The following is a 25,804-nucleotide window of genomic DNA, read 5'->3' on the forward strand; positions in this document are numbered from 1 at the left end:
GGCGCCGTTCGTCCTTGCGTCGAAAGCGGCCCGAGCCGGGCCGGAAATAAAGGGAGAGAGCGATGTCCGACACCAACGGGCGGTTTGGCTGGTACGAACTGATGACCACCGACGTGGACGCCGCGTCCGCCTTCTACGCCAAGGTCGTGGGCTGGACCCCGACGGATTCCGGCATGCCCGGCCCGACCAGGTACATGATCCTCAACGTCGGCGCGGCCGGGGTCGGCGGCGTCTTCACGCCCGAGGGCGGCTGCCCCGAAGGCGCCCGTCCCGGCTGGATCGGCTACATCTTCGTCGACGACGTCGACGCCTATGTCGGCAAGGTGGTCGAGGCCGGCGGTTCGGTGTTCATGCCCGCCGACGACATCCCCGGCGTCGGGCGGTTCTCGGTCGTCGCCGACCCGTACGGCGCGGTCTTCACCCTGTTCAAGCCGTTTCCCCAGGACGAGATCCCGCCGCAACCGGCCGACGGCGCGCCCGGCACGTTCGGCTGGCGCGAGCTGATGGCCGGCGACCTGGAGGGCGCGTTTTCCTTCTATTCCAAGCTGTTCGGCTGGGTGAAGACCCAAGCCATCGACATGGGGCCGATGGGAACCTACCAGCTGTTCGCCTACGAGGCCGGCGGCCCCGACATCGGCGGCATGATGACCCGGCTACCCGACATGCCGGTGTCGTTCTGGAACTATTACGCCCAGGTCGACAGCGCCTCGGCCGCCCGCGACCGCGCCGTGGCCGCCGGCGCCACGACTATGATGGATGTCCACCAGGTGCCCGGCGGCAGCTGGATCTACATGGCGACCGACCCGCAGGGGGCGGGTTTCGCGGTGGTGAGCACCGCGCAGTAGCACGGTCCGGGCGGCCCCCTCAGTCGCTCCGCGACAGCTCCCCCAAAGGGGGAGCATCGTTGGCGGATAGATCCTCCCCCTCTGGGGGAGGTGGCCCGGAGGGCCGGAGGGGGTCAGCGCGGCGCCTTCTCCAGCAGCAGCGCCTTGGTCAGGAAGGCCTTGTCGCGCCCGATCACCCGCAGCCCCGCCGTCTGGAACAGCGCCTCCAGGTCGGTCTGCGCGTAGCTGCCGTAGAACGGCTCGTGGAAATAGGCCGGAAAGGCCTCCAACATCCGGGCCAGCTGCGGCTCGTCGCTGGGCTGCACGGAATCGGCGAAGGCCAGCACGCCGCCGGGCCTCAGCACCCGAGCGATCTCGGCGGCGACGATCGGGCGCACGCGCGGCGGCAGTTCGTGGAACAGGTAGACGCAGGTCGCCGCGTCCAGGCTGTCGTCGGCCAGCGGCAGGCGTTCGGCGTTGGCCTGCACCACGCCCCGCCCCGATCGCGATCGGGCCTCGTTCAGATAGGCCGGCGACAGGTCGACGCCCGCCAGGGCCGCGCGTGGAAAGGCCTGCGCCAGATCGCGCAGGAACGCGCCCGAGCCGCAGGCCACGTCCACCGCCCGCAGGTCGCGCTGATCGCGCCCCCGCCAGTGCCGGGCCAGGAGCGAGAGGGCGCGCCGGCGCATCGCTCCGGCCGCGCCGGAGAACAGCGCCTCGACCTGGGCGTCGTAGCGGCGGGCGCTGGCGGCGGTGAACCAGCCGCCCGACTGATAGTGGAAGTTCTGCCGGTAATAGGCTGGATAGCCCTGACTTTTCGGATCGTCGCGCACCTCGACGCCATCGCCCCGGCGGCGGCGCAGATCGACCTCGCGGGCGTCGGCCAGGAAGTCCCAGGCCTTGAGGATCGAGGCGGCCGGATGGATGGGCGCGTCCTCCATCGGCGGATAAAGGCCGGCGGCGACGTCGGCGGCGTCCTTCTCGAAAGCCGCCAGATAGGCCCGGCGCAGGCGCCGCTGCGAGACCGGCGGCGCGTCGGACGCAAAGCGCGGCGCGGCCTTGCCCTCGGTCGGGCGGGTGATGAACTTGGCCAGCCCTCCGGCGGCCGTCCACCAGGCCGCCTTGGCGGCGGCCTTGCCCCGCTGGGCGGCGGCGTCGAGGGCGAAGGCCCCGCGCCGCTGCGCCCCTACCCCATCGTCCCGACCACTGGCTTGGCCCATCCTCGCCTCATCGCGAAAAGACCCCGACCAGCTCAATATGCGGCGACCAGAGGAACTGGTCCACCGGCAGCACCTTCTCCAGCTTGAAGCCGGCGTCGATCAGCAGGCCTGCGTCACGGGCGAAGGTCGTCGGATTGCACGACACGCCGACCACCCGCGAGACCTTGGACTTGGCGATCTCGACCGTCTGCTCCAGCGCGCCCGCGCGCGGCGGGTCGAAGACCACGGCGTCCATCTTGTCGAGCTCGGTCGACAGCACCGGCCGGCGGGTCAGGTCGCGGGCCTCGGCGACGATCGCCTTCAGGCCGGGCGCCGAGCCGACGGCCGCCTTCAGGGCCGCGATGGCCGGCTCGGCGAAATCGGCGGCGTAGACCGAGGCCTCCTGCGCCAGGCGGAAGGTGAAGGTGCCGACGCCGCTGAAGAGGTCGGCCACCCTGGCCGCCCCCGCCACGTGCGCCAGGGTGAAGTCGGCCATAGCCTGCTCGGCGGCGGGCACGGCCTGCAGGAACGAGCCGGCCGGCAACGGCACGATCGCCGGGCCCAGCTTCACCAGCGGCTGGCGGGCCATGTACAGCGTCTCGCCGGCCAGGGTGACGCGGGCGAAGTCGAACTCGCCGGCGGTCATGGCCGCCTGCACGCGGGCGTCGGCCGACAGCCCGCCGCTCTTGCGCTCAACGCCGGTGACGTCGATGTCCAGGCCCGTGCCGGTAAGGGTCACGTGCAGCGTCGGGGCCGATTTCGGGTGCTCCAGGAACGGCTGCGCCAGGCGCGCCAGGCCCGGCAGGGCCGCGACGATCCTGGGGTGGGCGACCGGGCATTCCTCGATCTTCACCAGGTTCCACGAGCGGCGCTCCTTGAAGCCCAGGCGCACGCCGCCCTTGCCGCCGCGGGCGTGCAGGGCCACCCGGCGGCGCGAGGCCGGCGGCGAGGCGAAGGTCGGCAGGATCTCGACCTCGATGCGCTCGCGCTTCAGCTGAAGGCGCACCTGCTCGCGCTTCCAGTCCAGATAGGGCGCGATGTCCCAGTGCTGCAGGGCGCAGCCGCCGCAGTGGCCGAAGTGCTTGCAGGCCGGATCGACGCGCTCGGGGCTGGCCTCGAGAATCTCGGCCAGTTCGCCGCGCGGGCCCTCCATGCGGGCGGTGATCCGCTCGCCCGGCAGGGTCAGGGGCACGAAGGCCGGACCGGCGGCGACGCCGTCGCCCTGGCCGCCGACGGCGTCGATTTTCAGTTCACGCATTCGATAGTCGCCTTCGGGAACCTTCACCGGTTCCGATCCGTTCAAGCCTCGCCGCAGGCGTGGCCCCAATTTCGCCTCTTCCGCGCCAAGTTCGACGCCGAAGAAGCCAGTTCGAGCGCGTCCATACCTCATTCGCCGCCCTCATGCGTGAACGAACTGGTGCGTGAACGAAGATGAACGGTCCGGTCAACGACCGTTCAGGTACGGCTTGGCATGGTGCGGACAACGGACGGTCCCCCGATCGTCACGCCCGCTTTCAGGGAGAGTTTCTCGATGATGATCCGGACCGCCATCAGCGCCCTCGTCGCCGGCGCGGCCCTCGTCGGCGCCGCGGCTCCGACCGTCGCCTCGGCCCAGGCCTATGGCTCGGGCGCCTATCAGGGCGGAGCCTACGACCGTAACGGCTACTACTACGACCCCTGCCGCCGCAGCACGACCAACCGCACCACCGGCGGCGGCCTGGCCGGCGCCGGCATCGGCGCGGCCATCGGCAGCAGCGTCGCGGGTCGCGGCGCCAAGACCGAAGGCGCTGTGCTGGGCGGCCTGCTCGGCGCCGTCGTCGGCGGCAATATCGGCCGCAGCTCGGCCGCCTGCGCGCCCGGCGCGGTTCCCCCGCCGCCGCCTCCCCCGCCCCGCGCCTACAACGACTACGACCGCGGCTACGACAACGGCGGGTATGACGACGCCTACTACGATCGCCGCGGCGGCGCCGGCTACACCTACGAGTCGGAGCGCTCCTACCGCGTGACCGAAGGCCGCGCCGACGCCAACGGCTGCACCCTGGCCGAAAGCCCGATCTACCTGCCCGACGGCCGCACCCAGAAGCGCTTCGTCCGCGTCTGCCCCGACGCCTCGGGCCGCTACCAGGTCGTCGACTAAGTTTCTCTAGGCGGATTTCCTCTCCGGAACTCCACATGACTTCAGGTCGCCGGCTCCCCGAGCCGGCGACCTTTTTGTTTGGGCGTGGCGATCGAAACTAGGCTCCGATCGAGCGAACCAAGGTCTCGACCCAATCGATGAAGGCGCGCACCTGGGGCGGCACGTGCCGCCGGTGGGGGTAGAGAACCGAGACTGGCTTGAGCGGCGGCGCCAGGTTCGGCAACACCTCGACCAGGCGCCCAGCCTCCATGAAACCGCTGACCCCCACCCAGGGCGGCTGGATGATCCCCAGGCCCAGCAGTCCGCATTCGACATAGGCGTCGCCGCTGTTCACCGTCACAGTCGAGCGCAAGGTGAAACTCCGACGCCCGTCATCGGTCTCGAATTCGAAAGGTATCGCTCTGCGGGTTCGGCCGGAATGGAAATTCACCGCCCGATGCGTGGCTAGGTCGTCCAGCGACATCGGCACGCCCTGGCGTTCGAGATAGCTCGGCGCCGCGCAGGTCACCATCCGCAACCTGCCGATCGACCGGCCGACCAGGCTGCTGGCCGGGAACTCGCCCAGCCTGACTACGCAATCGACGCCCTCTGACACCAGATCCATGTCGAGGTCGCCCACACCGAGCACCAGTTCCACCTCGGGATGGCGCGCCGTGAACTCGCCTAGGCGCGGGATGATCAGGGGCCTGGCCAGCGCCGTGGGGATGTCGACCCGCAGCCGCCCGCGCAGAACGCTATCCGGCGGTGCGAACATCGCCTTGGCTTCGGCCACGTCGGCCAGCAGCGTCACGGCGCGATCGATGAAGGCCTCTCCCTCGCCGGTTAGCCTGGTCCGTCGCGTCGTCCGCTGCAGCAGGCGCACGCCCAGTTCGGTCTCCAGGCCAGCGACGGCGTTCGTCACGCCGGGGCGCGACATGCCCAGGGCCGTGGCCGCCCGGGCGAAGCTGCCTGCCTCGGCCACCGCGACGAAGATCCTGAGCTTCTGGGCGAAATCCAATGCGTTTCCCCGTCCAACCGCCACCAACCGGGCGAACAATCGATCCATTGTTATCAATTTCAATAACAGTGAGATAGGCACGGGCGTGCTTCCGGACCGCCTGTCGCCGCCTTAGCTGCTGCATCGTCCGCCCGGCCCTCTTTCCGGGTTTATCGAAACAGGAGCCCAGCATGGCCCGCATCGTTCGCATCCACGACTACGGCGACGCCGACGTCCTGCGGATCGAAGACCTGCCCCAGCCGCCGCCGGCTGCCGACGAGGTGCAGTTCGCCGTCCGCAGCATCGGTCTGAACCGCGCCGAGGTGATGTTCCGCAATCACGCCTACCTGCAGGAAGCACAGTTCCCCAGCCGCCTGGGCTACGAGGCTGCTGGCGTCGTCACGCAGGTCGGAGCCGACGTGACCGACTTCATGCCCGGCGATGCGGTCAGCCTGATCCCGCCGCACGACATCGCCCGCTGGGGAACCTATGGCGAGGTCGCCAATGCGCCGGCCCGCTATCTCGTGCGCCATCCGGAGACGATCTCGTTCGAGGAGGCCGCCGCCAGCTGGATGCAGTACGTCACCGCCTGGGGCGCGCTGATCGAGCAGGCCGCCCTGTCGGCGGGCGATTACGTGATCGTCACCGCCGCCTCCAGCAGCGTCGGCCTCGCGGCCTTCCAGATCGCTCGCATGGTCGGCGCCACCGTGATCGCCACCACCCGCACCGGCGCCAAGCGCGACGCCCTGCTGGCGGCCGGCGCCCACCATGTCGTCGCCACCGAAGAAGAGGATCTCGTCGCCCGCGTCGCCGAGGTCACCGACGGCCGCGGCGCACGCGTGGTCTTCGATCCGGTCGGCGGGCCGTCGTTCGAGCCGCTGACCGCCAGTATGGCGCCCGGCGGCGTGCTGCTGCTGTACGGCGCCCTCAGCCCCGCTCCGACGCCCTTCCCGCTGTTTACGGTGCTGGGCAAGTCACTGACCCTGCGGGGCTATCTCTATAACGAGATCGTCTCCAGCGATGACAAGCTGGCCCGCGCCAAGGCCTTCATTCTCGAAGGGCTGGCAACCGGCGCGCTGAAGCCGGTGATCGCTCGCACCTTCCCCCTGGACCAGATCCAGGACGCCCATCGCTACCTCGAATCCAACGAGCAGATCGGCAAGGTCGTCGTGAACGTCTGAGCGCGTGGTCGGAGGGACAAGCCCGTCTCTCCGACCATCCCCTCACCCCTTCAACCACGCCGCCGCCTCTTCCACGTCCACCACGTCGGCGTACTTCAGCTGCAGGTCGGTCAGGTTGGCGTAGTGGTAGCTCTCGTGCTTGTCGGCCACGCATTGCTCGGGAACGATGGTGCGATAGCCGCGCGAGAGGCTTTCGACCGCGCTGGCGCGCACGCAGCCGCTGGTCGAGCCGCCGGTGAGGATCACCGTGTCGACCTTGTGCCAGACCAGATAGCTCTGCAGCGGGCTCTCGAAGAACGCGCTGGGCATGCGCTTGTCGAAGACGAGATCCACGGCCTGGTCGATCTCGACGCGCGGGTCGAAGGCGTGGCGTTCGCTGTTCTGCTTGATGTTCTGCAGGCTGTCGGGGGTGTCGGTGCGCGTGCCCCAGACGCCGGCGTCGCCGCCGTCGGGCTTGTACATCACCCGCGTCCAGATCACCGGCATGCCGCGCGCCCGGGCCAGGGCCGAGAGGCGGTTCACGTGGGCGATCTGGTCGGGATCGGTGACGTAGGCGCTCTTGGGAAACAGGTCGGGCCGGGTGTAGGCCTGCTGGAAGTCGATATTGACCACCGCCGCCTTGCTCCCGAAGCCGAAGCGGGCGCGGGCCGGATTGGCCTTCACCGCTTCATAGAGCTGGCGGGCGGTCTTGTCCTCGCGGACCATGGTGGGTTCGAAGCGCAGGGTCATGGCGGGGCTCCTTCAGGCGGGGGTCCAGAGGCCGAGCAGCGCGGCGAGGATCAGCAGAATCCAGAGGCTGACGACCACGGGCCGGGTCTTCTCCAGCACCGCGGCGATGGTCGCATCGCCCTCGGGCGTTGGGCCGGTGGTCATCATGGCGACGACCGGCGGGCCCAGCGGGGCCAGAAGCTTGCGGATGAACAGGCCGCAGCCGATGGCGATCGCCAGGATCAGCATCTTCAGGGCCAGGAACAGCGGCGCGGTCGTCAGGCCCACGAGGCTGGCGGCGCCGAAGCCGGCCAGCGCGACCAGCACGCCCCAGCGGATGGCGATGTCGATGCGGCGCACCCCGGCCTTGGGCGGGCTGTGATGAATGTGGATGGCCCAGGCCATGGTCAGCCAGAACAGGCACAGCGCCCAGACCGCGGCCACGCCCTCGGGCGGGACGTCCCACCAGACCTTCAGCTTGGCCAGGGTCAGGCCCGTGGGCAGGGCCAGGATCAGGCAGGTGCGCGGAGCCATGTCGATGTCGGCCAGCACCTTCAGCGCCAAGCCCCGCTCCTTGACCGTGCGGGTCGGGTCGGCGGCGTAGCGCGAGGTGTAGAAGGCCCCCAGGTCCCCGCCCAGCCAGTAGACGAAGACCAGCACGTGCAGCAGCGTGATCAGGGCGAGAAGCATCGTGGAATCCGGCGGTTGTCAGGCCGTCTTGATGCCGCCTGGAAAGGCGCCCCGGCGCGCCGTCGCCGGTTTTCTCGCCTCGCGGATAGGAACCCCGGGGTGCGACGCCGCGGACAGGTGCGAATCCGATGAAGCGTGCTACAGCACGCACCGAGGGGCTTTTCCGTATCGTAGGTTCGTATGCGTTCTTACCGTCGCCCAGGCCTGGCGTTCGCCGGACTGTTGCTGCTCGCCCCCTTCTCACTTTGCATGCCGCAAGTGGCCGCCGCCCAGAGCCAGGAGCAGGCGGTCCTCGACGAGATCAACTACGTCCGCGCCAATCCCCGGGCCTATGCCGACGAACTGCGTCGCGCCGAGCCGCTGTATGGCGAGGACCCCGACGCCCTCGATGAAGCGATCGCCGAGCTGCAGCGCCAGCGCCCCCTGCCGCCGCTGACCGCCGACGGCCGCATCGACGCCGCCGCCCGCGACCACGCCAGCGCGCAAGCCTCCCGCGGCTCGGTCGGCCACGGCGCGAGCGGCGGCCTGGGCCAGCGGCTGCGCAAGTATGGCGTCTTCGCCGGCATGTCGGCCGAGAACATCTCCTACGGCTACGAACACCCTCGCGACGTGGTGCGCCAGCTGGTGGTCGACAGCCGCGTGCCGGGCCGATGCCATCGCCGCAACATCCTGTCGACCGGCTACAGCAGCGCCGGCGTCGCCTGCGGCGGCCACCGCTCGTACGGCGCCATGTGCGTCATCGACTTCGCCGGCGCCATGCCCGAAGGCGTCGCGCGGGCGGCGCGGTAGGGGGGGGGTCCCTCCCAGACCTCCAAGCTCGTCATCCCGGAAAGCCCGAAGGGCTTATCCGGGACCCAGGAGACCGGGCTCGGCGGCGATATCTGGCGCTTCAGCGCATTGCCAGCGCTATGCGGCGGCCCCTGGGTCCCGGGTCTCCGCTTCGCTCCGCCCGGGATGACGAGCTTTGTTGGAGGGGGATTCTAGATCACCCCCGCCGCCTTCAGCGCCGCGACCTCCGCCTGGCTCTTGCCCAACCCTGCCAGCACCGCCGCCGTGTCCGCCCCCAGGGCCGGCGGCGGGCGCTCCACGACCACCGGCGTGCGCGAGGCCCGGATCGGGGAGGCGACGGTGCGGATCGGCGCGGCCAGATCCTCGCGCGCCTGCTCCACCACCAACTGGCGATGCACCGCCTGCGGTTCCTCGAACACCTGGTCGATGCCGTTGATCGGCCCGCAGGGCACGCCGGCGGCCTCCAGCAGGGCGATCCAATCGCGCGTCGTACGCGTGACCAGAACCGGGGCCATGGCCGCCGCCAGCTGCGCCCGCGCGGCCACCCGCTGGGCGTTGGTCGCGAAACGCGGATCCTCGGCGAGCTGCGGCGCATCGGCCGCCTTGGCGAAGGCCCGGAACTGGCCGTCGTTGCCGACCGCCAGCACCATGGCTCCGTCGGCCGTGGCGAACACCTGGTAGGGCGCGAGGTTGGGGTGGGCGTTGCCCAGGCGCCCGGGCGCCTGGCCCGTGGCGAAGTAGTTGCTGGCCTGGTTGGCCAGCACGGCGGCCTGCACGTCGAACAGGGCGATGTCCATGTGCTGGCCATCCCCGGTCGCGCGGGCGTGCAGCAGGCCGCAGAGAATGGCGTTGGCCGCATAGAGGCCGGTGAACAGGTCGACGACCGCGACGCCCACCTTCATCGGCTCGGCGCCGTCGGTCCCGTCCGGCTGGCCGGTGATCGACATCAGCCCGCCCATGGCCTGGATCATGTAGTCGTAGCCGGCCCGCGCCGCGTAGGGCCCGGTCTGTCCAAAGCCGGTGATCGAGCAGTAGACGAGGCGCGGATTGATCGCCGCCAGGCTGTCGTAGTCCAAGCCGTACTTGGCCAGCCCCCCGACCTTGAAGTTCTCGACCACCACGTCGGCCTCGGCGGCCATCTGGCGGATCAGTTCGGCGCCGCGCGGGTCGGCCATGTCGATGGTCACCGAGCGCTTGTTGCGGTTCGCGCAGGTGAAGTAGGCGGCGTCGCCCCGGCTTCCGTCCGTCGTCTCGAAGAACGGGGGCCCCCAGGCGCGGGTGTCGTCGCCGACGCCCGGCCGCTCGACCTTCACCACCTCGGCGCCCATGTCGGCCAGGGCCTGGGTCGCCCAGGGACCAGCCAGCACGCGGGAAAGATCGAGCACCTTGACCCCCGAGAGGGCGGTGCCGGGCCTGACGTCTGATCGCAAGGCGACTGCTCCGGATATTCCTGTTGCGGGCGCCGTTCAGCGCACCAGGCTGCCTCGCCTACCGATGTGATCGCGGCGGGGCAAACGGCGATGGCGAAACTATCCGAAAACCAGGCTGGCGAGTTCCGCCGCGGCTGGCCCTTGCTGCTCAGCGTGGTTCTGGGCGTGGGCCTGGGGCTTTCGCCCCTGCCCTTCTACAGCATCGGCATGCTGGCCCCGCAGTTGGCCAAGGAGTTCGGCTGGAGCTTCGCCTCGATCATGCTGGGCCTGCCGGTCGCCACCGTCGCGGTGATGATCGTCGGCCCGATCATCGGCTGGGTGGGCGACAGGATCGGCGTGCGCCCCGTGGCCATCGCCTCGCTGGTGCTGTTCGCCTTCGCCTTCATGGGCTTTGCGCTGACGAGCGGCTCGCTGCCGCTGTTCTACCTGAACTGGGCGCTGATGGGCGCAGTCGGCGCCGGCACCCTGCCCACCACCTGGACCCGGGCCATCAACAACGGCTTCGAGGCCAACAAGGGCCTGGCTTTGGGGATCGCCCTGATGGGAACCGGCGTCTTCGGCTTCCTCATCAAGCCGTTCCTGATGTGGATGATCGAGGCCCACGGCTGGCGCGCGGCCTATCTGGTCACCGGCGCGCTGCCCCTGGTCATCGCCCTGCCCGTCGCGCTGCTGGCCTTCAAGGACCCCGGCGCCCGGCGCGTCCACACGGAGACCGCGCCGCTGCCCGGCCTGACGCTGCCGCAAGCGCTGCGCGATACGAAATTCTGGCTGATCGCCGGCGGCTTTCTGCTGTTCTCTTTCGCCATCGCCGGCCCTCTGCCCAACCTGGAGAACCTGCTGAAGCTGAAAGGCTTCACCAAGGCCGAGATCGTCAGCCTGGCCCCCGTCGTGGGCCTGTCGGTAATCGTCGGGCGCGTGGCCGGCGGCTGGCTGGTCGACCGCTTCTGGGCGCCGGGCGTGGCGCTGGTGCTGCTGTGCCTGCCGGCGCTGGGCTGCCTGATCCTGCACGGCCAGGACCCGGGCTTCGCCGGCGCCCTGCTGGCCATCGCCCTGGTCGGCATGGCCGCGGGCATGGAGTTCGACCTGCTGGCCTTCCTGATCGCCCGCTATTTCGGGGCGCGATCCTATTCGACGCTCTATGGCTGCCTCTACTGCGCTTACGCGGCGGGCTCTGGCCTGGGCCCCGTGGCCTTCGGGGCCGATTTCGACGCCACCGGCGGCTACCAGCTCTCGCTGATCATGGCCACGGGCCTGCTGGTGCTGGGCGGTATCGTCCTGCTGCCGCTGGGCCGCTACCGCTTCGCCGCCGAGCACGCCGTCGAGGAGCAGCGCATCGAAGCCGCCGCCGGCGAGCGCGCGGCCGTTCCCGGCGCCTGACCCCTGGATTCCTGACAGGCGGATTTTCGCATCGTCACCTCTCCGCCAGGCGCCGGACGAGCGCAAGCTCGCGTCAATTCAGTAGGAGTGCGCCCATGACCGGTCGCGTCAACGAGGGGCCGATCCAGGCCTATGACGGCCCGCCCGACTATCGCAAGGTCGGCCGCCACGGGGTGTTCCCCGACATGTCGCACGACGAGATCGAGCGGCTGAACGTCCTGGCCCAGCTGAACCGCCACCTGTCGACCCGCGTCATCCCCGGCGTGAAGCAGGCCTGGGAGACCCGCGCCCTGCCGGCCTTCGAGAAGGCCAACGGTCGCCCGCCCGAGGATCGCCACGAGGTCCGCAAGGCGCTGCTGAAGGATCCTGCCTTCCAGACCTGGTCGGCCCTGCGCCGCCTGACCATGGAGCAGCGCCAGCAGGCCGGCCGCTGGACCACCCTGCGCCAGGCCGAGGAACTGGCCGCCAAGGCCGCCGCCCTGAACGCCGGCCACGACCGGCTGCAGTTGGATCCGGCCCTGCCGATCCCGCGCTACGTCTCGGCCGTCGACCACCACTGCATGCCCGGCAGCTATCACGTCGAGCGCTTCGAGGGCGACGTCTCGGGCGGCGCCAACTACGACCACGGCGGCTTCGCCACCACCGGCGGCCTGCTGGGCCGCTTCTCCGACGGCGGCGGCCAGGCCGTGGTGCGCTGGGTCCAGCGCCGCCTGCCCGACTTCAAGCCGCGCCGCATCCTCGACATCGGCGCCACCGTGGGCCACAGCGCCCTGCCGATCGCCCAGGCCTTCCCCGACGCCGAGGTGGTGGCCATCGACGTCGGCGGGCCGATGCTGCGCTACGCCGCCGCCCGCGCCGCCTCGCTGGGGGTCGAAAACATCCGCTTCGTCCAGGCCGACGGCGCCGACCTGTCGCGCTTCGAGGCCGGCAGCTTCGACTGGGTGCAGACCACCATGTTCCTGCACGAACTGTCGCTGGCCTCCATGAAGGCCATCTTCGCCGAGAGCCGCCGCGTCCTGGCCCCGGGCGGCGTGGTGCTGCACGTCGAGCAGCCGCAGTACGCCCCGACCATGCCGCTGTTCGAGCAGGCGATGCGCGACTGGGACGCCTTCTACAACAACGAGCCCTTCTGGAGCACGCTGCACGAGATCGACCTGGACGCCCGCATGGTCGAGGCCGGCTTCGCCGCCGAAGAGCTGATCCATGACGGCGTCACCGCCGTGGTCGACCGCGAAGTCTTCCCCGACGCCGCCGACGACGACAGCGAAGACTACGGGCGAAAAGCCGCCTGGCGCGTGATCGGAGCCCGGAAAACGCAATGAGCATCGCAGACGCCCTGGCCGACGCCGGCGCCAAGCCCGCCGGCAAGCGCCCCTATTTCTTCGCCGACCGCGAGGTCGAGCGCGTGCTGGCCATCACCATGGCCGTCGTGCAGGAACTGGCCGTCACCCGCGCCCGGCTCGACACGCTGGAGCGGGTGATCGAGGCCCGCGGCGGCCTGGACCGCGCCGAGATCGAACGCTTCGAACCCTCCGCCGAAGCCGCCGCCGAGCGCGGCCTGTGGCTGCAGGAATATCTCTCCCGCGTGCTGCGCATCGTCCAGCAGGAGGCCGAAGCCGCCACCGCCACGGGCGACGTCGCCTCCGAGGACGTCGCCGTCGAACTGCGCGACTGAAGCCCGCACGATTTCAAGGACATACCGATGAACCTTCTCAGGGCCGCCACCCTGGTGACGCCGGACCTCGCCCAGGCCTCGCAGCGCTACGCCCAGTGGCTGGACTACGCGGTGGTCGAGCAGGGCGAGGTCCCCGCCGACCTCGCCGCCAGCTGGGGCTCCCCGGCCAGCGCCGGCCGCCCCTACGCCGTGCTGCAGCCGGCCAGCGGCGCCGACGTCTTCCTGCGCTTCGTCGAGGGCGACCCGGTTCCGGAATATCGCCCCCTGCGCACCTACGGCTGGGCGGCGATCGAGATCTGCTGCCAGGACGTCATGGCCGTGAACGCCCGCATGCAGGACGCGCCGTTCGAGATCATCGGCCCGCCCAAGCGGATCGACGGCCTGCCCACCATCCACCCGATGCAGGTGAAGGGCCCCGACGGCGAGATCGTCTACCTCACCGAGATCGTCTCGCCCGGCAACGGTCTGCCCTATCCCGGCAGCCTGATCGACAAGCTGTTCATCCTGGTTCTGGCGAGCGACGACATGGAGGCCAGCGGCGCCTGGTTCGGCCAGACCCTGGGCCTGGACGTCGGCGCGCCGATGACCATCGTCTACAACATGATCAACGACGCCTTCGAACTGCCCAAGGACAGCCGCCATGCCCTGGCGACGGCGACTTATGAGAAGGACGTCTTCCTCGAGTTCGACCAGTATCCCGAGGCGGCCACCGTGCGCCCGGGCCATCCCGGCGCCCTGCCGCCGGGCGTCGCCATCTGCACGCTCAAGCACCCCGACTTCGACAGCGTCCAGGGCGACTGGATCGCGCCCCCCACAGTGCGCAACGGCCCCGTCTACGGCGGCAAGCGCGCCGGCGTCCTGCGCGCCCCCGGCGGGGCCCTGGTCGAGGTGGTGGAAGCCTAAGAAACCCCTCTCTCATGGAGAGAGGGAGGGCCCCGCGCCGTAAGGCGTGGGAGGGTGAGAGGTTTCACCGCCAGCAGGCAAATCCCTCACCTCTCCGCCTACGGCAACGGCAGGAACCACCAGACCCAAAACAAGAAAGGCGCGGCCGAACCGACCGCGCCTTTTTCTGTGAGTTTGTTACCTCTCACCCTCCCACCGCCTTCGGCGGCGGGCTCCTCCCTCTCTCAATGAGAGAGGGAGACAACGGCTACAGCTTCACCACGACCTTGCCGAACGCGCCCTGATCGGCCCGCGTATAGGCGCCTTCGATGGCGTCGAGCCCGAACACCGCGTCGACCTGCGGGACGATGCCCTTGGCGGTCACGAAGTCCGACAGCGCCTGGTGATCGGCGCGCGAGCCGACCGAGATCGCCGTGGCCCGCTGGGCCATCATCACCATGGCCGAGGCGTCCAGCGTTCCGCCGAAGCCGTCCAGGGCGCCGATCACGGCCACATGCCCGCCCACGCCCAGGCTGGCCTGCGACCTGGCCAGCGTGCCTGCGCCGCCGAGCTCCAGGGCATGCTGCACGCCGCCGCCCGAAGCCTCCTTCACCACGGCCTCCCAGTCCGGCGTCGTGTGGTAGTTGACGGTCAGATCCGCGCCCAGAGCCGCGGCGCGGGCCAGCTTGGCGTCGTCGCCGCCGACCACGGCCACCTTGGCCCCGAAGGCCTTGGCGATCTGCAGCCCCCACAGCGACACCCCGCCGGTGCCCAGGGTCACCACCCAGTCGCCGGCCTGGATGCCGCCGTGCGTGACCAGCGAGGCCCAGGCCGTGACGCCCGAGCAGGTCAGGGTCGCGCCCTGCACGAAGTCGAGACCGTCGGGCAGCTTCACCACGCCGCCGGCCGACAGCACCACGTGCTCGGCCAGCACGCCCGGTCCGCCCGCGCCCAGAGACGAGATCACCGCCGGGAAGCTGACGCGGCCGCCGGCCCAGTTCTGGAAGAAGGTCGAGGCCACGCGGTCGCCGAAGGCCAGCCCCTCGACGCCCTCGCCCACCGCCACCACCTCGCCGGCGGCGTCCGACAGCGGCGTGAAGCCGTCGGCCTCGCCCACCGGATACCAGCCCTTGCGGATCATCACGTCGCGGCGGTTCAGCGCCACGGCGCGCACGCGCACCAGCACCTCGCCCGGACCCGGCGTGGGGATCGGCACGATGGACTCGGCCAACTCGAAGCCCTGGCCGGCGCGGACGAGGGAGAAACGGCGATTGGTCATGGGCGGGGTCCACTGAAGGGGGCTGTTCGGAGGCGTGGTTTCGACGCCGGCCGCGAAGGCCAGCAAGGTTTCGGCGAAGATCTCGGGTTCCAGTTCGGGCGCGGCCACGCCGGTCTTGCCCTGGGTGGTCACCACCACGCCCGGGCGGGCCTTGCGGATGCGGCCGACGAAGCCGGCCAGCGGGTCGTCCGCGGCCTGCAGCACCGTCACCGGGCAGGTCACGCCCGAAAAGACGCTGGCGAAGTCCTGGTCGAAGATCGCGCCGAAGGCCTGGTTGCGGCCGTCCGGCGCGCCGATGGCGCCCAGGAATTCGGTCTGCACCAGCTGGGCGTCGAACCGGGGCAGCAGCCCCTTCATCACGCCCCAGGACTGGATCAGATAGGCGCCGTGCGCGTCGATCGGCGCGGACTGGCCGACCTGGGCGCGGAACATCTCGCGCTCTTCGGCGCTGGCGAACAGCACGCCGTTCAGCAGCAGCGAACGCACGCGATCAGGCGCGGCCACGGCGATCTCGGCGCCGATGTGGGTGCCGGTATGGTGGCCGGCCAGGTGGAAGCGATCGACGCCCAGGGCGTCCAGCGCCGCCAGCAGCCAGGCGCCGTAATCCACGGTTGAGGGCATGCCTTGCGGCTTGAACGACTGGCCAAAGCCGGGCGTGTCCAGAGCGATCGCCGCGCGGCGGCCGGCGAGAAGCGCCAGTACGCCGTCAAAACAGGCCGAACTGACCGGCGTGCGGTGCAGAAGGACGATCGGATCGCCGGGGCCGTCCACCCGGCGCAGGTGCACCTGGCCGGCGGGCGTATCGGCGTAAGCCTTCACAATCGGGGCTTGGCGAATGAGCGTCACGAACGCGGCTCCAGCGGAATCTTCGAGCCTCGGTCCTAGCGCCACCCCCGCGCGCGCTCCCGGCGGCCGGGGCCGTTATCCGCACAGCGGCGAAGATCGCCGCCGCCCCGCCCTCACCCTTCCGACCGGTTCAAGTCGCCCCAGCAACGAACGAGAGAGCACGCCATGACCACGGTCCTGATCACCGGCGCCAATCGCGGCATCGGCCTTGAACACGTCCGCCAGTACGCCGCCTCGGGCGCGCAGGTCATCGCGACCTGCCGCGATCCGGCCTCGGCCGCCGAACTCGCGGCCATCGCAGACGCCCATCCGGGCAAGGTGCGCATCGAGGCGCTGTCGGTGAACGACGCAGGCTCCGTCGCCGCCTTCGCCCAGCGCCTCGAAGGCGTGGCGATCGACGTGCTGATCAACAACGCCGGCACCTACGGACCCATTCCGCTGCCCGAGGGCATGGCCCACCAGACGCTCGCCGGCATGGACTACGACATCTGGGCCGACATCCTGGCCACCAACGTCGTCTCGCCGTTCCGCATCACCGCGGCGCTGATCGACAACATCAAGGCCGGCGAGACGAAGACCATCGTCATGATGTCCAGCGGCTTGGCCTCGATCGGAACCAACGTCTACGGCGGCTCGCACGCCTATCGCTCGTCCAAGGCGGCGCTGAACATGCTGGCCAAGGGCCTGGCGGTGGAGCTGAAGGCCGACGGCGTCACGGTCATCGCCATGGCCCCGGGCTGGACCCGCACCGCCCTGGGCGGCCCCGACGCGCCCTACTCGGTCGAGGAAAGCGTCGAAGGCCAGCAGAAGGTCATCGCCGGGCTGAGCCTCGCGGATACGGGCAAGTTCCTCGACCTGGCCGGCGCCGAGGTGGCCTGGTGAAGCAGAGGCTCACTCTCCCTGTCATCCCCGCCGTAGCGTAGCGAAGCGCCGGGATCTCCCACGACGGCCGCACCTGGAGTGCGGGAGATCCCGGCTCTGCGGACCGCTGCCGCGGTCCTCCGGCCGGGATGACAAGGAGTTAGAGCTATCTCAAGTTCAGCGCCGCATAGACCTTCTCGACCACCTGCTGCGGCGAGAACGGCTTGAGCAGGTAGGTGGTGGCCCCCGCCCCCATGGCGCTGGCGATGCGGTCCAGGCGCCCGTCGCCGGTCAGCATGACCACCGGGGTCTCGCGATGCTCCTGCCCGCCGCGCAGCAGCTTGAGCAGCTCCATGCCGTCCATGTCGGGCATGCGGATGTCGATCAGCCAGATCGCCGGCCGGTCGATCGACGCGGCGTGCAGCGCGCTGCGGGCGGATTCGAAGGCCTGGACCAGATAGCCGGACTTGGCCAAGGCGCCTTCCAGGAAGGCCAGGAGCACCGGGTCGTCGTCGACCACGAACACACGCCCCTTGATCCAGCTGCGCTCCATCCAGGCCCGCCTCGCGTTAACCTTGCGAACGACTGTCTCACAAGGCTTTGGCAAGGAAAACGGCGCGGAGGTTGCAGGCGCGGCAGATACGCCTGGCGACGGCCGGCGGCTCGGCTAGAGTGGGCGCATGGTCAAGCTTTCCCGCTCCGTGTTCTCCCTCGTCGCCGCCGCGCTGTTGCTGGGCGCCTGCGCCAGCCTGCCCGCGCGGGACGACTACAGCTGGAGCCATACGCCGGCCGAGAACGGCGTCGACGCCAAGCTCTATTACGGCGAGCCCGAAAGCGACGTCGTCTGGCTGGGCTTCACCTGCGCGCCCAAGGGCCGGGCGGAGCTGCTGGTGTTTGTCGACGAAGACCCGGCCGCCTGGCCCAAGACCCTGGCCCTGCGCAGCGGCGGCGCCGCCTTGCCGATCAAGGCCGAACCCGACCCCAGCGCCGAGATCGCCATCCTGAGGGCCCCGATCGACCCCGCCGCGCCCGCGATCGCCGCCTTCGCCCGCACCGGCCGGCTGCAATGGGTGTGGAACGGCGACGCCAGCCCCGTGGGCGCCGAAGCCCCCGACGAGCGCCGGCAGATCGCCGCCTTCTGGCGCGGTTGCGCCAGCCGGCCCTAGCCGGCCGCCATCCCGCGCTTCACCCCCGGCCGTTCGCCGATGAAGGCCTCGTACCGCGCGAGGTTCGGATACGGGTCGAGCCCCCCCGCCAGCCGCTTGGCCGAGCTGGCCACCATCGGGAAGAACAGGGCGTCCAGGATCGTGAACCGCTCGCCCAGCATGTAGACGCGGTCCGCCAGGCGGGCCTCGAACGCGGCCAGCTGCTCGTGGCAGTCGGCCAGCGAGCGCTCGATCGCCCACGGCGTCTTCTCCGGGGCCATGACGGTGGCCACGAACTGGTTGGTGAAGGCCCCGGCCAGCTGCGACGACACCGCCGAGGCCCACATCAGGAACTCGGCCCGCTCGCCCGGCCCTCTGGGCAGCAGGTCGCTGGCGGCCTTCTCGGCCAGATACCAGACGATCGCCAGGGTCTCCGATAGCACGATGGGCGCGCCGCCCGGCCCGTCGGGATCGACGATGGCCGGGGCCTTGCCGAACGGGCTCAGCGCGGCCTTGTAGGCAGGCTTCTTGTGCTCGCCGGCATAGAGGTCGACCGGGGCCAGCGCATAGGCCAGCCCCGTCTCCTCCAGCACGATCCGCACCTTCTGGCCGTTGGCGGTCGGAACGGTGTGAAACTGGATCATCGCGCCCGCCTCACGCCGTCGCCGCTTCGAGCTCGAGGCTCTTGTACATCGACTGCAGCAGCAGGTACTCGCGGCGCTGCTCAGGGTCGGCCAGGATCTGGCGCATCTTGGCCTCGCGCTCGGCATAGGCCTCGGCGGTGCCCGCCTCCATCGCCGCCTTGTTGGCGATGGTCTGGGTCTGGATGAACTTGTGCATCACCGCCCGACGCTGACGGTCGTAGAGCGGCAGCAGCGCCTGCGCATCGCCGTTCTCCTGCAGGATCTCGGCCAGCTTCTCCGTCAGGTTCCACACGTCGTGGATGCCCGAGTTCATGCCGAACCCGCCCAGCGGGTTGTTCAGGTGGGCCGCGTCGCCCGCCAGCAGCACCCGGCCCACATGGTAGGTCTTGGCCACCCGCTGGTGCACCTTGTAGAGCGTGCGGTGCGCGGTCTTGATCGACGCGCCCTCGCCCAGCAGGCCGCCGAACACGGCTTCCTTCTTGGCGTCCGACAGCAGGGCCTCGTCGCTCTCGTCGCCATTGGCCGGCACCAGGATCCGCCACAGCGACGGCACCCGCAGCAGCACGCACCACTCCTTGGGATCGGCCACGTAGTTGACGTGCGCCAGCCCCGGGAAATGGTCCTCCAGCGGCCAGTCGGTCGACAGGGTCAGGAACTTCTCCGGATAGGTGAAGCCCTCGAACTCGACGTCCAGCCACTTGCGGACGATCGAGTTGGCCCCGTCCGCCCCGATCAGGTAGTCGCAACGCACCTGCTCGATGCCGAACGGCGCCTCGATGAAGGCGGTGACGCCCTGGTCGTCCTGGGTGAAGTGGGCCAGCCGGTGCGAGAACCGCACCTCGCCCTTGGGATGCTGCGCCAGCTTGGCGGTCAGAAGGCGCGCCAGCTTGAACTGCTCGCACTGCAGCCGGTACGGGTGCTCTGAGATGTCGCCCAGCTCGCCCATGTCGAAGGCCATCACCTCGCCCGTCACGCGGTTGCGATAGTGATAGACCGGCGCGCGCAGGCCCTGAGCCTCCAGCTCGTCCAGCACGCCCAGCGTCTTCATCATGTCGAGCGTCGGCGGATGCATGGTCGAGGCGCGCAGGTCCTCGGGGCAGCGGGGCGCGGCCTCCAGAAGCAGCACCTCGACACCCAGTTGGGCCAGCCGATAGGCCGCGACCGAGCCTACGGGCCCAGCGCCGGCGACGACGACTTGGAATCGTTCCACGGAACCTCGCTAGTTTTGGATCGGCGTTGCGGGCGCGGTTTCCCCCTCGCGCCCCGGCTCACGCGTCTTGATCAGTCGACGACGATCATGCGGACCACGACGTCGCCTGCGTTCTTCCGCAGGAGCTTGGCGGCCTGGTACTCGTCCGAGTGCAGGTAGGCCTTGGCGGCGGCGGCGTCGGGATAGCGGGTGACGATCACGCGCTCGCCTTCCGGCACCTCGCCCTCAAGCACCTCGGTCACCGGACCGCGGACATAGGTTTCGCCGCCGAAGCGCTCGGCCAGGCCCGAAATGGCCTTCACGTATTCCATGAAGCGCGGCGGGTCGGTGATGACGGTGGTGGCGATGATGAAGGCGGGCATGGTCTCGTCCCCCGAAGGAATTTCCGTTGTGGTTCAACGACGACCCTAGCGACGCCCGCCCTTCCCGCTCTGGCGGCGCCTTTTCCTATCCGCCGGGCGGATATCGGCTCCTGGGGTGCGGCGCGGCCGCTTCGGCTTTGCCATTCCTCGACCATCGAAACGTCGAGGAAGCGTCATGCCGGATTCATTGGGACACCGCCTGAAGTACGCGGTGATCGCGCCGTCGACCAACACCAGCGTGCAGCCGGAATACGACGACATGCGCCCGCGGGGCGTGACCAACCACTTCCAGCGCATCGCCATTCCGGACACCAAGGTCACCGACGACGAGTCGTTCATGGTGATGCTGCAGAACATCCGCGACGCGACCATGGACAGCGTCGACGTCGCCATGACCATGGACCCGGCCTGCGTGGTCATGGGCATGTCGGCTGAAACCTTCTGGGACGGCGCCGACGGCGCCGAGCGCCTGACCCAGCGTATGCTGGAGCGTACCAACGGCGTGCCGGTCGTCATGGGCTCCACCGCCGTCGACGCGGCGCTGAAGGCCCACGGCGGCATCAAGAAGATCGGGGTGATCACCCCCTACATGCCGGTTGGCGACAACCAGGTGCGCAAGTTCTTCGAGGACCTGGGCTACGAGGTCACGCAGGTGAAGGGCCTGAAGTCGCCCTCGCCGATGCTGATCGCCCACGAGACGCCGCAGACGCTCAAGCGCGCGGCCGAAGAGGTCTCCGAAGGCGCCGACGCCGTCGTCCAGTGCGGCACGAACCTGGCCTTCGCCAAGGTCGCGGCCATGGCCGAGTTCTGGCTGGAAAAGCCGGTCGTGGCCATCAACACCGCCACCTACTGGCATGCTCTCCGGAGCATGGGGATCCAGGACAAGATCGACGGCTTCGGCTCGCTGCTGCTCGAGCACTAGGGGTTATCAGTATGGAATACGATTACGTTCCGCTTCCGCACCGCAAGCCGCTGATCTGGCCGAACGGCGCGCGCGTGGCCCTGGTCATGACCTTCAACCTGGAGACCTGGGACCTCACCAAGCCGACCAAGGAGAAGTACTACGCCGGCGGTCCGGCCGTGCTGCCCGACGTACTGGCCGGCGACACCCCCGACTTCCCCAACTACACCTGGCGCGAATACGGCCAGCGGGTGGGCATCTGGCGGCTGTTCGACCTGTTCGACGAGCAGGGCGTCAAGGCCAGCTGCACCACCAACGCGGTGACCTTCGAGCGTCGCAAGGCCATGACCGACGCCTGCCTGGAGCGCGGCTGGGAGCTTCTGGCCCACAACTGGGAACAGGGCGAACTGCTGACCGACTTCGCCCATGAACCGGCCAAGGAGCGCGACATCGTCCTGCGCTCGCTGGAGCAGTACGAGAAGTTCGTGGGCAAGAAGGCCAAGGGCTGGCTGTCGTCGTCCCTGCGCGGCACGCTGCAGACCGCCGACATCCTGGCCGAGCACGGCTGCACCTTCTATTGCGACCTGCTCAACGACGACCAGCCTTACCTGCTGCGCACGCCGAACGGCCCGATCGTCTCGACGCCCTATTCGAACGAGATCAACGACTTCACCCTGCTTACCCGTCGCGGCCACACCACCGACGAGTATCGCGACGTGATGATCGAGGAGCTGAACGTCCTCTACAAGGAGGGCGCGACCTCGGGCCGGATCATGAACGTGGGCATCCACCCGCACGTCTCGGGCCGGGCCTATCGGATCCGGGCGCTGCGCGAGTTCATCCAGCACGCCAAGAGCCTGCCGGGCGTGTGGTTCGCCACCCGCGAAGAGATCGCCGACTGGTATCTGCAGAACCACGAGAGCCACATCCCGACGGGCGCGGCCTCCAAGGCGGCCGAGTGACCAGCGCCGCCACGCGCCTGCGTCAGCGGCTGGCGGCCGGCCCCGACGGCCGCCGCCGGCTGCTGGCCGCGCCGGGCTGCTACGACGGTTTCTCGGCGCTGCTGCTCGAACAGGCCGGCTTCGAGGCCGCGTTCCTGTCGGGCGCGGCCCTGTCGCTGGCGCGGCTGGGCCGTCCCGACGTCGGCCTGGTCGGGGTCGGCGAACTGGCTGACGCGGTGCGGGCGATCTGCGACCGCGTCGACATCCCGCTGATCGTCGACATAGACACGGGCTTCGGCAACGCGCTGAACACCCAGCGGACGGTCAAGGTGCTCGAACGCGCCGGCGCCGCCGCCGTGCAGTTGGAAGACCAGACCTTTCCCAAGCGCTGCGGCCACATGCGCGGCAAGGGCGTGATCCCGCTGCCCGAGATGGTCGGCAAGGTCCGCGCCGCTCTGGACGCCCGCAACGAGACCCTGCTGGTGGCCCGCACCGACGCCCTGGGCGTCGAGGGCCCGCAAGCCGCCATGGATCGCGCCGAAGCCTATCTGGAGGCCGGCGCCGACATCGTCTTCGTCGAGGGGCCTCGCACCCTAGAGGAGACTAGGGCCGTCGCCGACCGCTTCGCCGCCCGCGTTCCCCTGGTCCACAACCTGGTCGAGGGCGGGATCACCGCCGTGCGCACGGGCGCGGAACTGCAGGACCTTGGCTTCGCCATCGCCCTGCACCCGATGCTGCTGCTGCACGGCCTGGCCCGCCACGCGCCCGACTGGCTGGCCAAGCTGGCCGCCGACGGAACCACCGACGGCCTCGACATTTTCGACCTTCCCCGCCTCAACGCCGTCGCCGGGCTCGACGCCCTGCTGGCCGACGCGGCGACCTATGCCTGAGTACGGAGACTACCCATGCGTCCCCAGCACCTGATCGTCGCCGGCGCCGGCATCGGCGGCCTGACCGCGGCCATCGCGCTCGCCCGGGCCGGCCACACCGTCGAGGTTCTGGAGCAGGCCCCGGCGCTAGGCGAAATCGGCGCCGGCGTCACGCTCGCGCCCAACGCCATGCGCGTCTATCACCACCTGGGCTTGGCGCAGGCCATCACCACGGCCGGGGTCGAGCCCCAGCGCCAGCGGGTGCAGCACTGGGCCGACGGCCGCGACCTGGTGGCCTTCGAGCGCGGCCAGAAGGTGCGCGATCTCTACGGCGCGCCCTACGTCTACATCCACCGCGCCGACCTGCACGCCATCCTGGTCGAGGCCCTGGAGGCCACCGGCCGCGCCACCGTGCGCCTGTCGTCCCCGTGCGTCGCCGCCGAGCCGACCGAAGACGGCGCTATCGCCGTCCTGGCTGATGGGACTGAAATCAAGGGCGACGCGGTGATCGGCGCCGATGGCGTGAAATCGGGCGTCCGCAAGGGCTTCGACCCGGGCGAGCCGCACTTCACCGGCCACGTCGTCTGGCGCGCCATCGTGCCGGTCGAGGGCGCCCTGCTCGAAGACATGGCCCACTTCCCCGGCATCCACATCGGCCCCGGCCGCATGGCCGTGCGCTATCCGCTGCGCAATTCCACCCTGCTGAACCTCGTCTTCTTCGCCCGCCAGGAGGGCTGGGCCGAAGAAGGCTGGACGATCCGCGCGGACCTCGCCGACCTGCGCAAGACCTTCGAGGGCTGGAGCAGCGACGTCCAGGCCCTGCTCGACGCGGTGGATCCGTCGGCCCTCTACAAGTGGGCCGTCTTCGCCCGCCAGCCGCTGAAGACCTGGGTGCGTGGCGGCCGCGTGGCCCTGCTGGGCGACGCCGCCCACGCCATGACCCCGTTCCTCGGCCAAGGCGCCGCCGCCGCCATCGAGGACGCCCTCGTCCTGGCCCGCGCCTTCGAGGCCGCGTCGGACGTCCCCGAGGCCCTGGCCCGCTATGAGACCGCCCGCAAGGAGCGCTGCGGCTTCATCCAGGTCGAATCCAACCTCAACGCCGACCGCCTGGAAGGCGACGAAGCCCACCTCTACGGCATGACCGAGATCAAGAACGAAGAGACCCTGGGGCTGTTCGCTTATGACGCGGGGACGGTGGAGGTCTGACACCTGATCCCTCTCTCCGAGAGAGAGGGAGGGGCCCGCCGCCGCAGGCGGTGGGAGGGTGAGAGGTTTCACCCTCTCCGAACCGGGCGCCGCCCATCCTCTCATACTCCCGTCATTCCCGCCCTTGTGGCGGGAACCCCTGGTTCCGCCCGCACGTGAGACGCTAGCGGCGTGCTGAGCACGTCGCCCCTCCCGCCCTTGCGGCTGAAAGAGGGTTTCCCGCCACAAGGGCGGGAATGACGGGGGGGAAGTCGAACACTCCCCTTCCCCTGCGTCCGCCCACGCCCTGCCCGCCGACAGCCCTCGCCTGCCTACCGCCCGGGCTGTCCGCCTAGCGGAGCATCCGCTGAACGCAATATTTTGACTGATCGGTCCCCTTCAGATTAGCCTCAGTTCGCGCCGCCCTTCCGGGCCGGCTGTTTGGAGGCCGCCATGTCCGCCGAGATGCTCAACACCTTCCAGCAGGTCGACCACCCGATCCTGCCCAAGCCGACCCACGACGAGGGCTCGCGCCAGGAATTCACCAAGAGCTTCAAGCAGTTCATCCAGCAGGGTCTGCTGCCGGGCCTGGGTCCCGTGTTCGGCGTCCGCGCCGCCAAGGCCTTCGAGCGCGAGCATGGCCGCGCCCCCGCCGACCGCCGCGACATTCGCTCGGCCATGGTCAAGGACCTCTATTTCCAGCACTACGCGGCCGCCAACCGCATCGCCCAGGAGCTGCTCTGGGAATCGACCAACGTCACGATCGACCGTGAGCTGCCCGAGCTGATCGAGAAGGCCCGCGGCCTTTCGGCTTCGGCCAAGGGCAAGCTCGACGTGCCGGAAACCTTCGACACCCCGCGCTACGTCACCTCGATCGACATCCACTGCATGCCCGGCGGCTATGCCGGCGAAGTGGCCCCGAACGACATCTCGACCGGCGCCCTCTACGACCGCGGCGTCTATCTCTACGCCATGGGTTATATGGGCCCGTTCAACGACGACATGGGCCGCTCGGTCTGCAACTACGTCAATCGCCGCCTCGACGGCTTCAAGCCCAAGCGGATCCTCGACCTGGGCTGCACGGTGGGCCACTCGACCCTGCCCTACAAGGAGCTGTTCCCCGAGGCCGAAGTCTGGGGCGTCGACGTCGCCGCCCCGCAGGTGCGCTATGCGCACGCCCGCGCCGCGGGCCTCGGCCTCGAAGTCAACTTCGCCCAGATGAACGCCGAGGAGACCCGCTTCGAGGACGGCTCCTTCGATCTCATCGTCAGCCACATCCTGCTGCACGAGACGTCGGGCAAGGCCATGCCGCGCATCTTCAAGGAGTGCCACCGCCTGCTGGCGCCCGGCGGCTACATGATCCACGCCGACCTGCCGCCGTTCGACAACATGGACCCGTTCACCCAGTTCATCCTCGACAACGAGACCTGGTACAACAACGAGCCGTTCTGGGGCGCCATGCGCGAGACCGACCAGGTCGCCCTGGCCAAGGACGCCGGCTTCCCGCCCGAAACCATCAAGTTCGACACCGCGCCGATGGCGATCATGGAGTTCGTCGCCCAGCAGGCCGCCGGCTACAGCCAGGACGCCAGCGCGGCGGTCTCCGACCGCGAGTTCGCCGCCGGCGAATACGCTCCCGGCGGCGGCTGGGAAGTCCTGATCGCCCGCAAGGCCTGAGCAGAGTTCAAGGAAA

At 69.8% G+C, this 25,804-nt stretch carries 26 protein-coding genes; 15 read left to right on the forward strand and 11 right to left on the reverse strand.

Features of this window, described 5'->3' with window-relative positions; genetic code table 11:
• Positions 1 to 62: 62 nt before the first annotated feature.
• Positions 63 to 845, forward strand: a complete 783-nt coding sequence (locus G5B46_RS03440; protein ID WP_165256064.1) for a VOC family protein — start codon at positions 63 to 65, stop codon at positions 843 to 845.
• Positions 846 to 958: 113 nt separating this feature from the next.
• Here G5B46_RS03440 and G5B46_RS03445 read toward each other — a convergent pair whose 3' ends face one another.
• Both G5B46_RS03445 and G5B46_RS03450 read right to left on the reverse strand, forming a co-directional pair.
• On the reverse strand, positions 959 to 2,044 hold the full coding sequence (locus G5B46_RS03445) for a class I SAM-dependent methyltransferase (RefSeq protein WP_165256066.1): 1,086 nt from the start codon (positions 2,042 to 2,044) through the stop codon (positions 959 to 961).
• A 7-nt stretch (positions 2,045 to 2,051) separates the two neighbouring features.
• Positions 2,052 to 3,281, reverse strand: a complete 1,230-nt coding sequence (locus G5B46_RS03450; protein ID WP_165256068.1) for a class I SAM-dependent RNA methyltransferase — start codon at positions 3,279 to 3,281, stop codon at positions 2,052 to 2,054.
• Positions 3,282 to 3,557: 276 nt separating this feature from the next.
• Here G5B46_RS03450 and G5B46_RS03455 point away from each other — a divergent pair, with 276 nt between their 5' ends.
• Positions 3,558 to 4,160: a hypothetical protein gene (locus G5B46_RS03455; protein WP_240903336.1), complete on the forward strand. Its 603-nt coding sequence runs from the start codon at positions 3,558 to 3,560 to the stop codon at positions 4,158 to 4,160.
• Between the two features lie 97 nt (positions 4,161 to 4,257).
• On the opposite strand, the gene G5B46_RS03460 is transcribed toward G5B46_RS03455, so the two are convergent.
• The gene (locus G5B46_RS03460) at positions 4,258 to 5,157 is read right to left on the reverse strand and encodes a LysR family transcriptional regulator (protein WP_165256072.1); all 900 of its coding nucleotides are present in this window, start codon (positions 5,155 to 5,157) and stop codon (positions 4,258 to 4,260) included.
• Positions 5,158 to 5,327: 170 nt separating this feature from the next.
• Between G5B46_RS03460 and G5B46_RS03465 the strand changes: the two genes are divergently transcribed.
• Complete coding sequence (locus tag G5B46_RS03465; RefSeq protein WP_165256074.1) at positions 5,328 to 6,317, forward strand: zinc-dependent alcohol dehydrogenase family protein; 990 nt, start codon at positions 5,328 to 5,330, stop codon at positions 6,315 to 6,317.
• A gap of 42 nt (positions 6,318 to 6,359) precedes the next feature.
• On the opposite strand, the gene G5B46_RS03470 is transcribed toward G5B46_RS03465, so the two are convergent.
• Together G5B46_RS03470 and G5B46_RS03475 are read right to left on the reverse strand one after the other, a co-directional pair.
• A complete protein-coding gene (locus G5B46_RS03470) occupies positions 6,360 to 7,046 on the reverse strand; it encodes an isochorismatase family protein (protein WP_205691438.1) in 687 nt (228 codons plus the stop codon).
• Positions 7,047 to 7,058: 12 nt separating this feature from the next.
• Positions 7,059 to 7,715, reverse strand: coding sequence for a hypothetical protein (locus G5B46_RS03475; RefSeq protein ID WP_165256076.1), 657 nt, complete (start codon positions 7,713 to 7,715; stop codon positions 7,059 to 7,061).
• 249 nt (positions 7,716 to 7,964) lie between these two features.
• Between G5B46_RS03475 and G5B46_RS03480 the strand changes: the two genes are divergently transcribed.
• On the forward strand, positions 7,965 to 8,504 hold the full coding sequence (locus G5B46_RS03480) for a CAP domain-containing protein (protein ID WP_165256078.1): 540 nt from the start codon (positions 7,965 to 7,967) through the stop codon (positions 8,502 to 8,504).
• Between the two features lie 191 nt (positions 8,505 to 8,695).
• On the opposite strand, the gene G5B46_RS03485 is transcribed toward G5B46_RS03480, so the two are convergent.
• A complete protein-coding gene (locus G5B46_RS03485) occupies positions 8,696 to 9,934 on the reverse strand; it encodes a CaiB/BaiF CoA-transferase family protein (RefSeq protein WP_165256080.1) in 1,239 nt (412 codons plus the stop codon).
• A 90-nt stretch (positions 9,935 to 10,024) separates the two neighbouring features.
• Between G5B46_RS03485 and G5B46_RS03490 the strand changes: the two genes are divergently transcribed.
• The 4 genes from G5B46_RS03490 (at position 10,025) to G5B46_RS03505 (ending at position 13,889) form a co-directional block, all read left to right on the forward strand.
• Positions 10,025 to 11,311: an MFS transporter gene (locus tag G5B46_RS03490; protein WP_165256082.1), complete on the forward strand. Its 1,287-nt coding sequence runs from the start codon at positions 10,025 to 10,027 to the stop codon at positions 11,309 to 11,311.
• Positions 11,312 to 11,406: 95 nt separating this feature from the next.
• Entirely contained in the window at positions 11,407 to 12,633 is a 1,227-nt protein-coding gene (locus G5B46_RS03495; protein ID WP_165256084.1) for a class I SAM-dependent methyltransferase, read from the forward strand.
• Complete coding sequence (locus G5B46_RS03500) at positions 12,630 to 12,986, forward strand: hypothetical protein (RefSeq protein ID WP_116569233.1); 357 nt, start codon at positions 12,630 to 12,632, stop codon at positions 12,984 to 12,986. Before G5B46_RS03495 ends, G5B46_RS03500 begins: the two co-directional genes overlap by 4 nt.
• A 27-nt stretch (positions 12,987 to 13,013) precedes the next feature.
• Positions 13,014 to 13,889, forward strand: coding sequence for a VOC family protein (locus tag G5B46_RS03505; protein ID WP_165256086.1), 876 nt, complete (start codon positions 13,014 to 13,016; stop codon positions 13,887 to 13,889).
• 247 nt (positions 13,890 to 14,136) lie between these two features.
• Here G5B46_RS03505 and G5B46_RS03510 read toward each other — a convergent pair whose 3' ends face one another.
• Complete coding sequence (locus G5B46_RS03510) at positions 14,137 to 15,993, reverse strand: alpha/beta fold hydrolase (RefSeq protein WP_165256088.1); 1,857 nt, start codon at positions 15,991 to 15,993, stop codon at positions 14,137 to 14,139.
• A 165-nt stretch (positions 15,994 to 16,158) separates the two neighbouring features.
• Between G5B46_RS03510 and G5B46_RS03515 the strand changes: the two genes are divergently transcribed.
• Positions 16,159 to 16,875: an SDR family oxidoreductase gene (locus G5B46_RS03515; protein ID WP_165256090.1), complete on the forward strand. Its 717-nt coding sequence runs from the start codon at positions 16,159 to 16,161 to the stop codon at positions 16,873 to 16,875.
• 145 nt (positions 16,876 to 17,020) lie between these two features.
• Here G5B46_RS03515 and G5B46_RS03520 read toward each other — a convergent pair whose 3' ends face one another.
• Positions 17,021 to 17,407: a response regulator gene (locus G5B46_RS03520; protein ID WP_165256092.1), complete on the reverse strand. Its 387-nt coding sequence runs from the start codon at positions 17,405 to 17,407 to the stop codon at positions 17,021 to 17,023.
• A 127-nt stretch (positions 17,408 to 17,534) separates the two neighbouring features.
• Between G5B46_RS03520 and G5B46_RS03525 the strand changes: the two genes are divergently transcribed.
• Entirely contained in the window at positions 17,535 to 18,020 is a 486-nt protein-coding gene (locus G5B46_RS03525) for a hypothetical protein (protein ID WP_165256094.1), read from the forward strand.
• On the opposite strand, the gene G5B46_RS03530 is transcribed toward G5B46_RS03525, so the two are convergent.
• The 3 genes from G5B46_RS03530 to G5B46_RS03540 form a co-directional block, all read right to left on the reverse strand.
• Positions 18,017 to 18,643, reverse strand: a complete 627-nt coding sequence (locus G5B46_RS03530; RefSeq protein WP_165256096.1) for a glutathione S-transferase family protein — start codon at positions 18,641 to 18,643, stop codon at positions 18,017 to 18,019. The two genes, G5B46_RS03525 and G5B46_RS03530, sit on opposite strands and share 4 nt — an antisense overlap.
• 10 nt (positions 18,644 to 18,653) lie before the next feature.
• Positions 18,654 to 19,853: an FAD-dependent monooxygenase gene (locus G5B46_RS03535; RefSeq protein WP_165256098.1), complete on the reverse strand. Its 1,200-nt coding sequence runs from the start codon at positions 19,851 to 19,853 to the stop codon at positions 18,654 to 18,656.
• 71 nt (positions 19,854 to 19,924) lie between these two features.
• Positions 19,925 to 20,215, reverse strand: coding sequence for a DUF1330 domain-containing protein (locus G5B46_RS03540; RefSeq protein WP_058350252.1), 291 nt, complete (start codon positions 20,213 to 20,215; stop codon positions 19,925 to 19,927).
• A 175-nt stretch (positions 20,216 to 20,390) separates the two neighbouring features.
• On the opposite strand from G5B46_RS03540, the gene G5B46_RS03545 reads away from it, so the two are divergent.
• The 5 genes from G5B46_RS03545 (at position 20,391) to G5B46_RS03565 (ending at position 25,788) form a co-directional block, all read left to right on the forward strand.
• A complete protein-coding gene (locus tag G5B46_RS03545) occupies positions 20,391 to 21,137 on the forward strand; it encodes an arylmalonate decarboxylase (RefSeq protein ID WP_165256100.1) in 747 nt (248 codons plus the stop codon).
• 11 nt (positions 21,138 to 21,148) lie between these two features.
• The gene (locus G5B46_RS03550; protein ID WP_165256102.1) at positions 21,149 to 22,078 is read left to right on the forward strand and encodes a polysaccharide deacetylase; all 930 of its coding nucleotides are present in this window, start codon (positions 21,149 to 21,151) and stop codon (positions 22,076 to 22,078) included.
• A complete protein-coding gene (locus G5B46_RS03555) occupies positions 22,075 to 22,947 on the forward strand; it encodes an isocitrate lyase/PEP mutase family protein (protein WP_346764861.1) in 873 nt (290 codons plus the stop codon). The genes G5B46_RS03550 and G5B46_RS03555 overlap by 4 nt, the downstream gene beginning before the upstream one ends.
• A gap of 15 nt (positions 22,948 to 22,962) precedes the next feature.
• Positions 22,963 to 24,132, forward strand: coding sequence for an FAD-dependent monooxygenase (locus G5B46_RS03560; RefSeq protein ID WP_165256104.1), 1,170 nt, complete (start codon positions 22,963 to 22,965; stop codon positions 24,130 to 24,132).
• Between the two features lie 432 nt (positions 24,133 to 24,564).
• Complete coding sequence (locus G5B46_RS03565; RefSeq protein WP_205691439.1) at positions 24,565 to 25,788, forward strand: class I SAM-dependent methyltransferase; 1,224 nt, start codon at positions 24,565 to 24,567, stop codon at positions 25,786 to 25,788.
• Positions 25,789 to 25,804 lie beyond the last annotated feature (16 nt).

Source organism: Caulobacter sp. 602-2 (assembly GCF_011043625.1).
Taxonomy (GTDB): Bacteria; Pseudomonadota; Alphaproteobacteria; order Caulobacterales; family Caulobacteraceae; genus Caulobacter.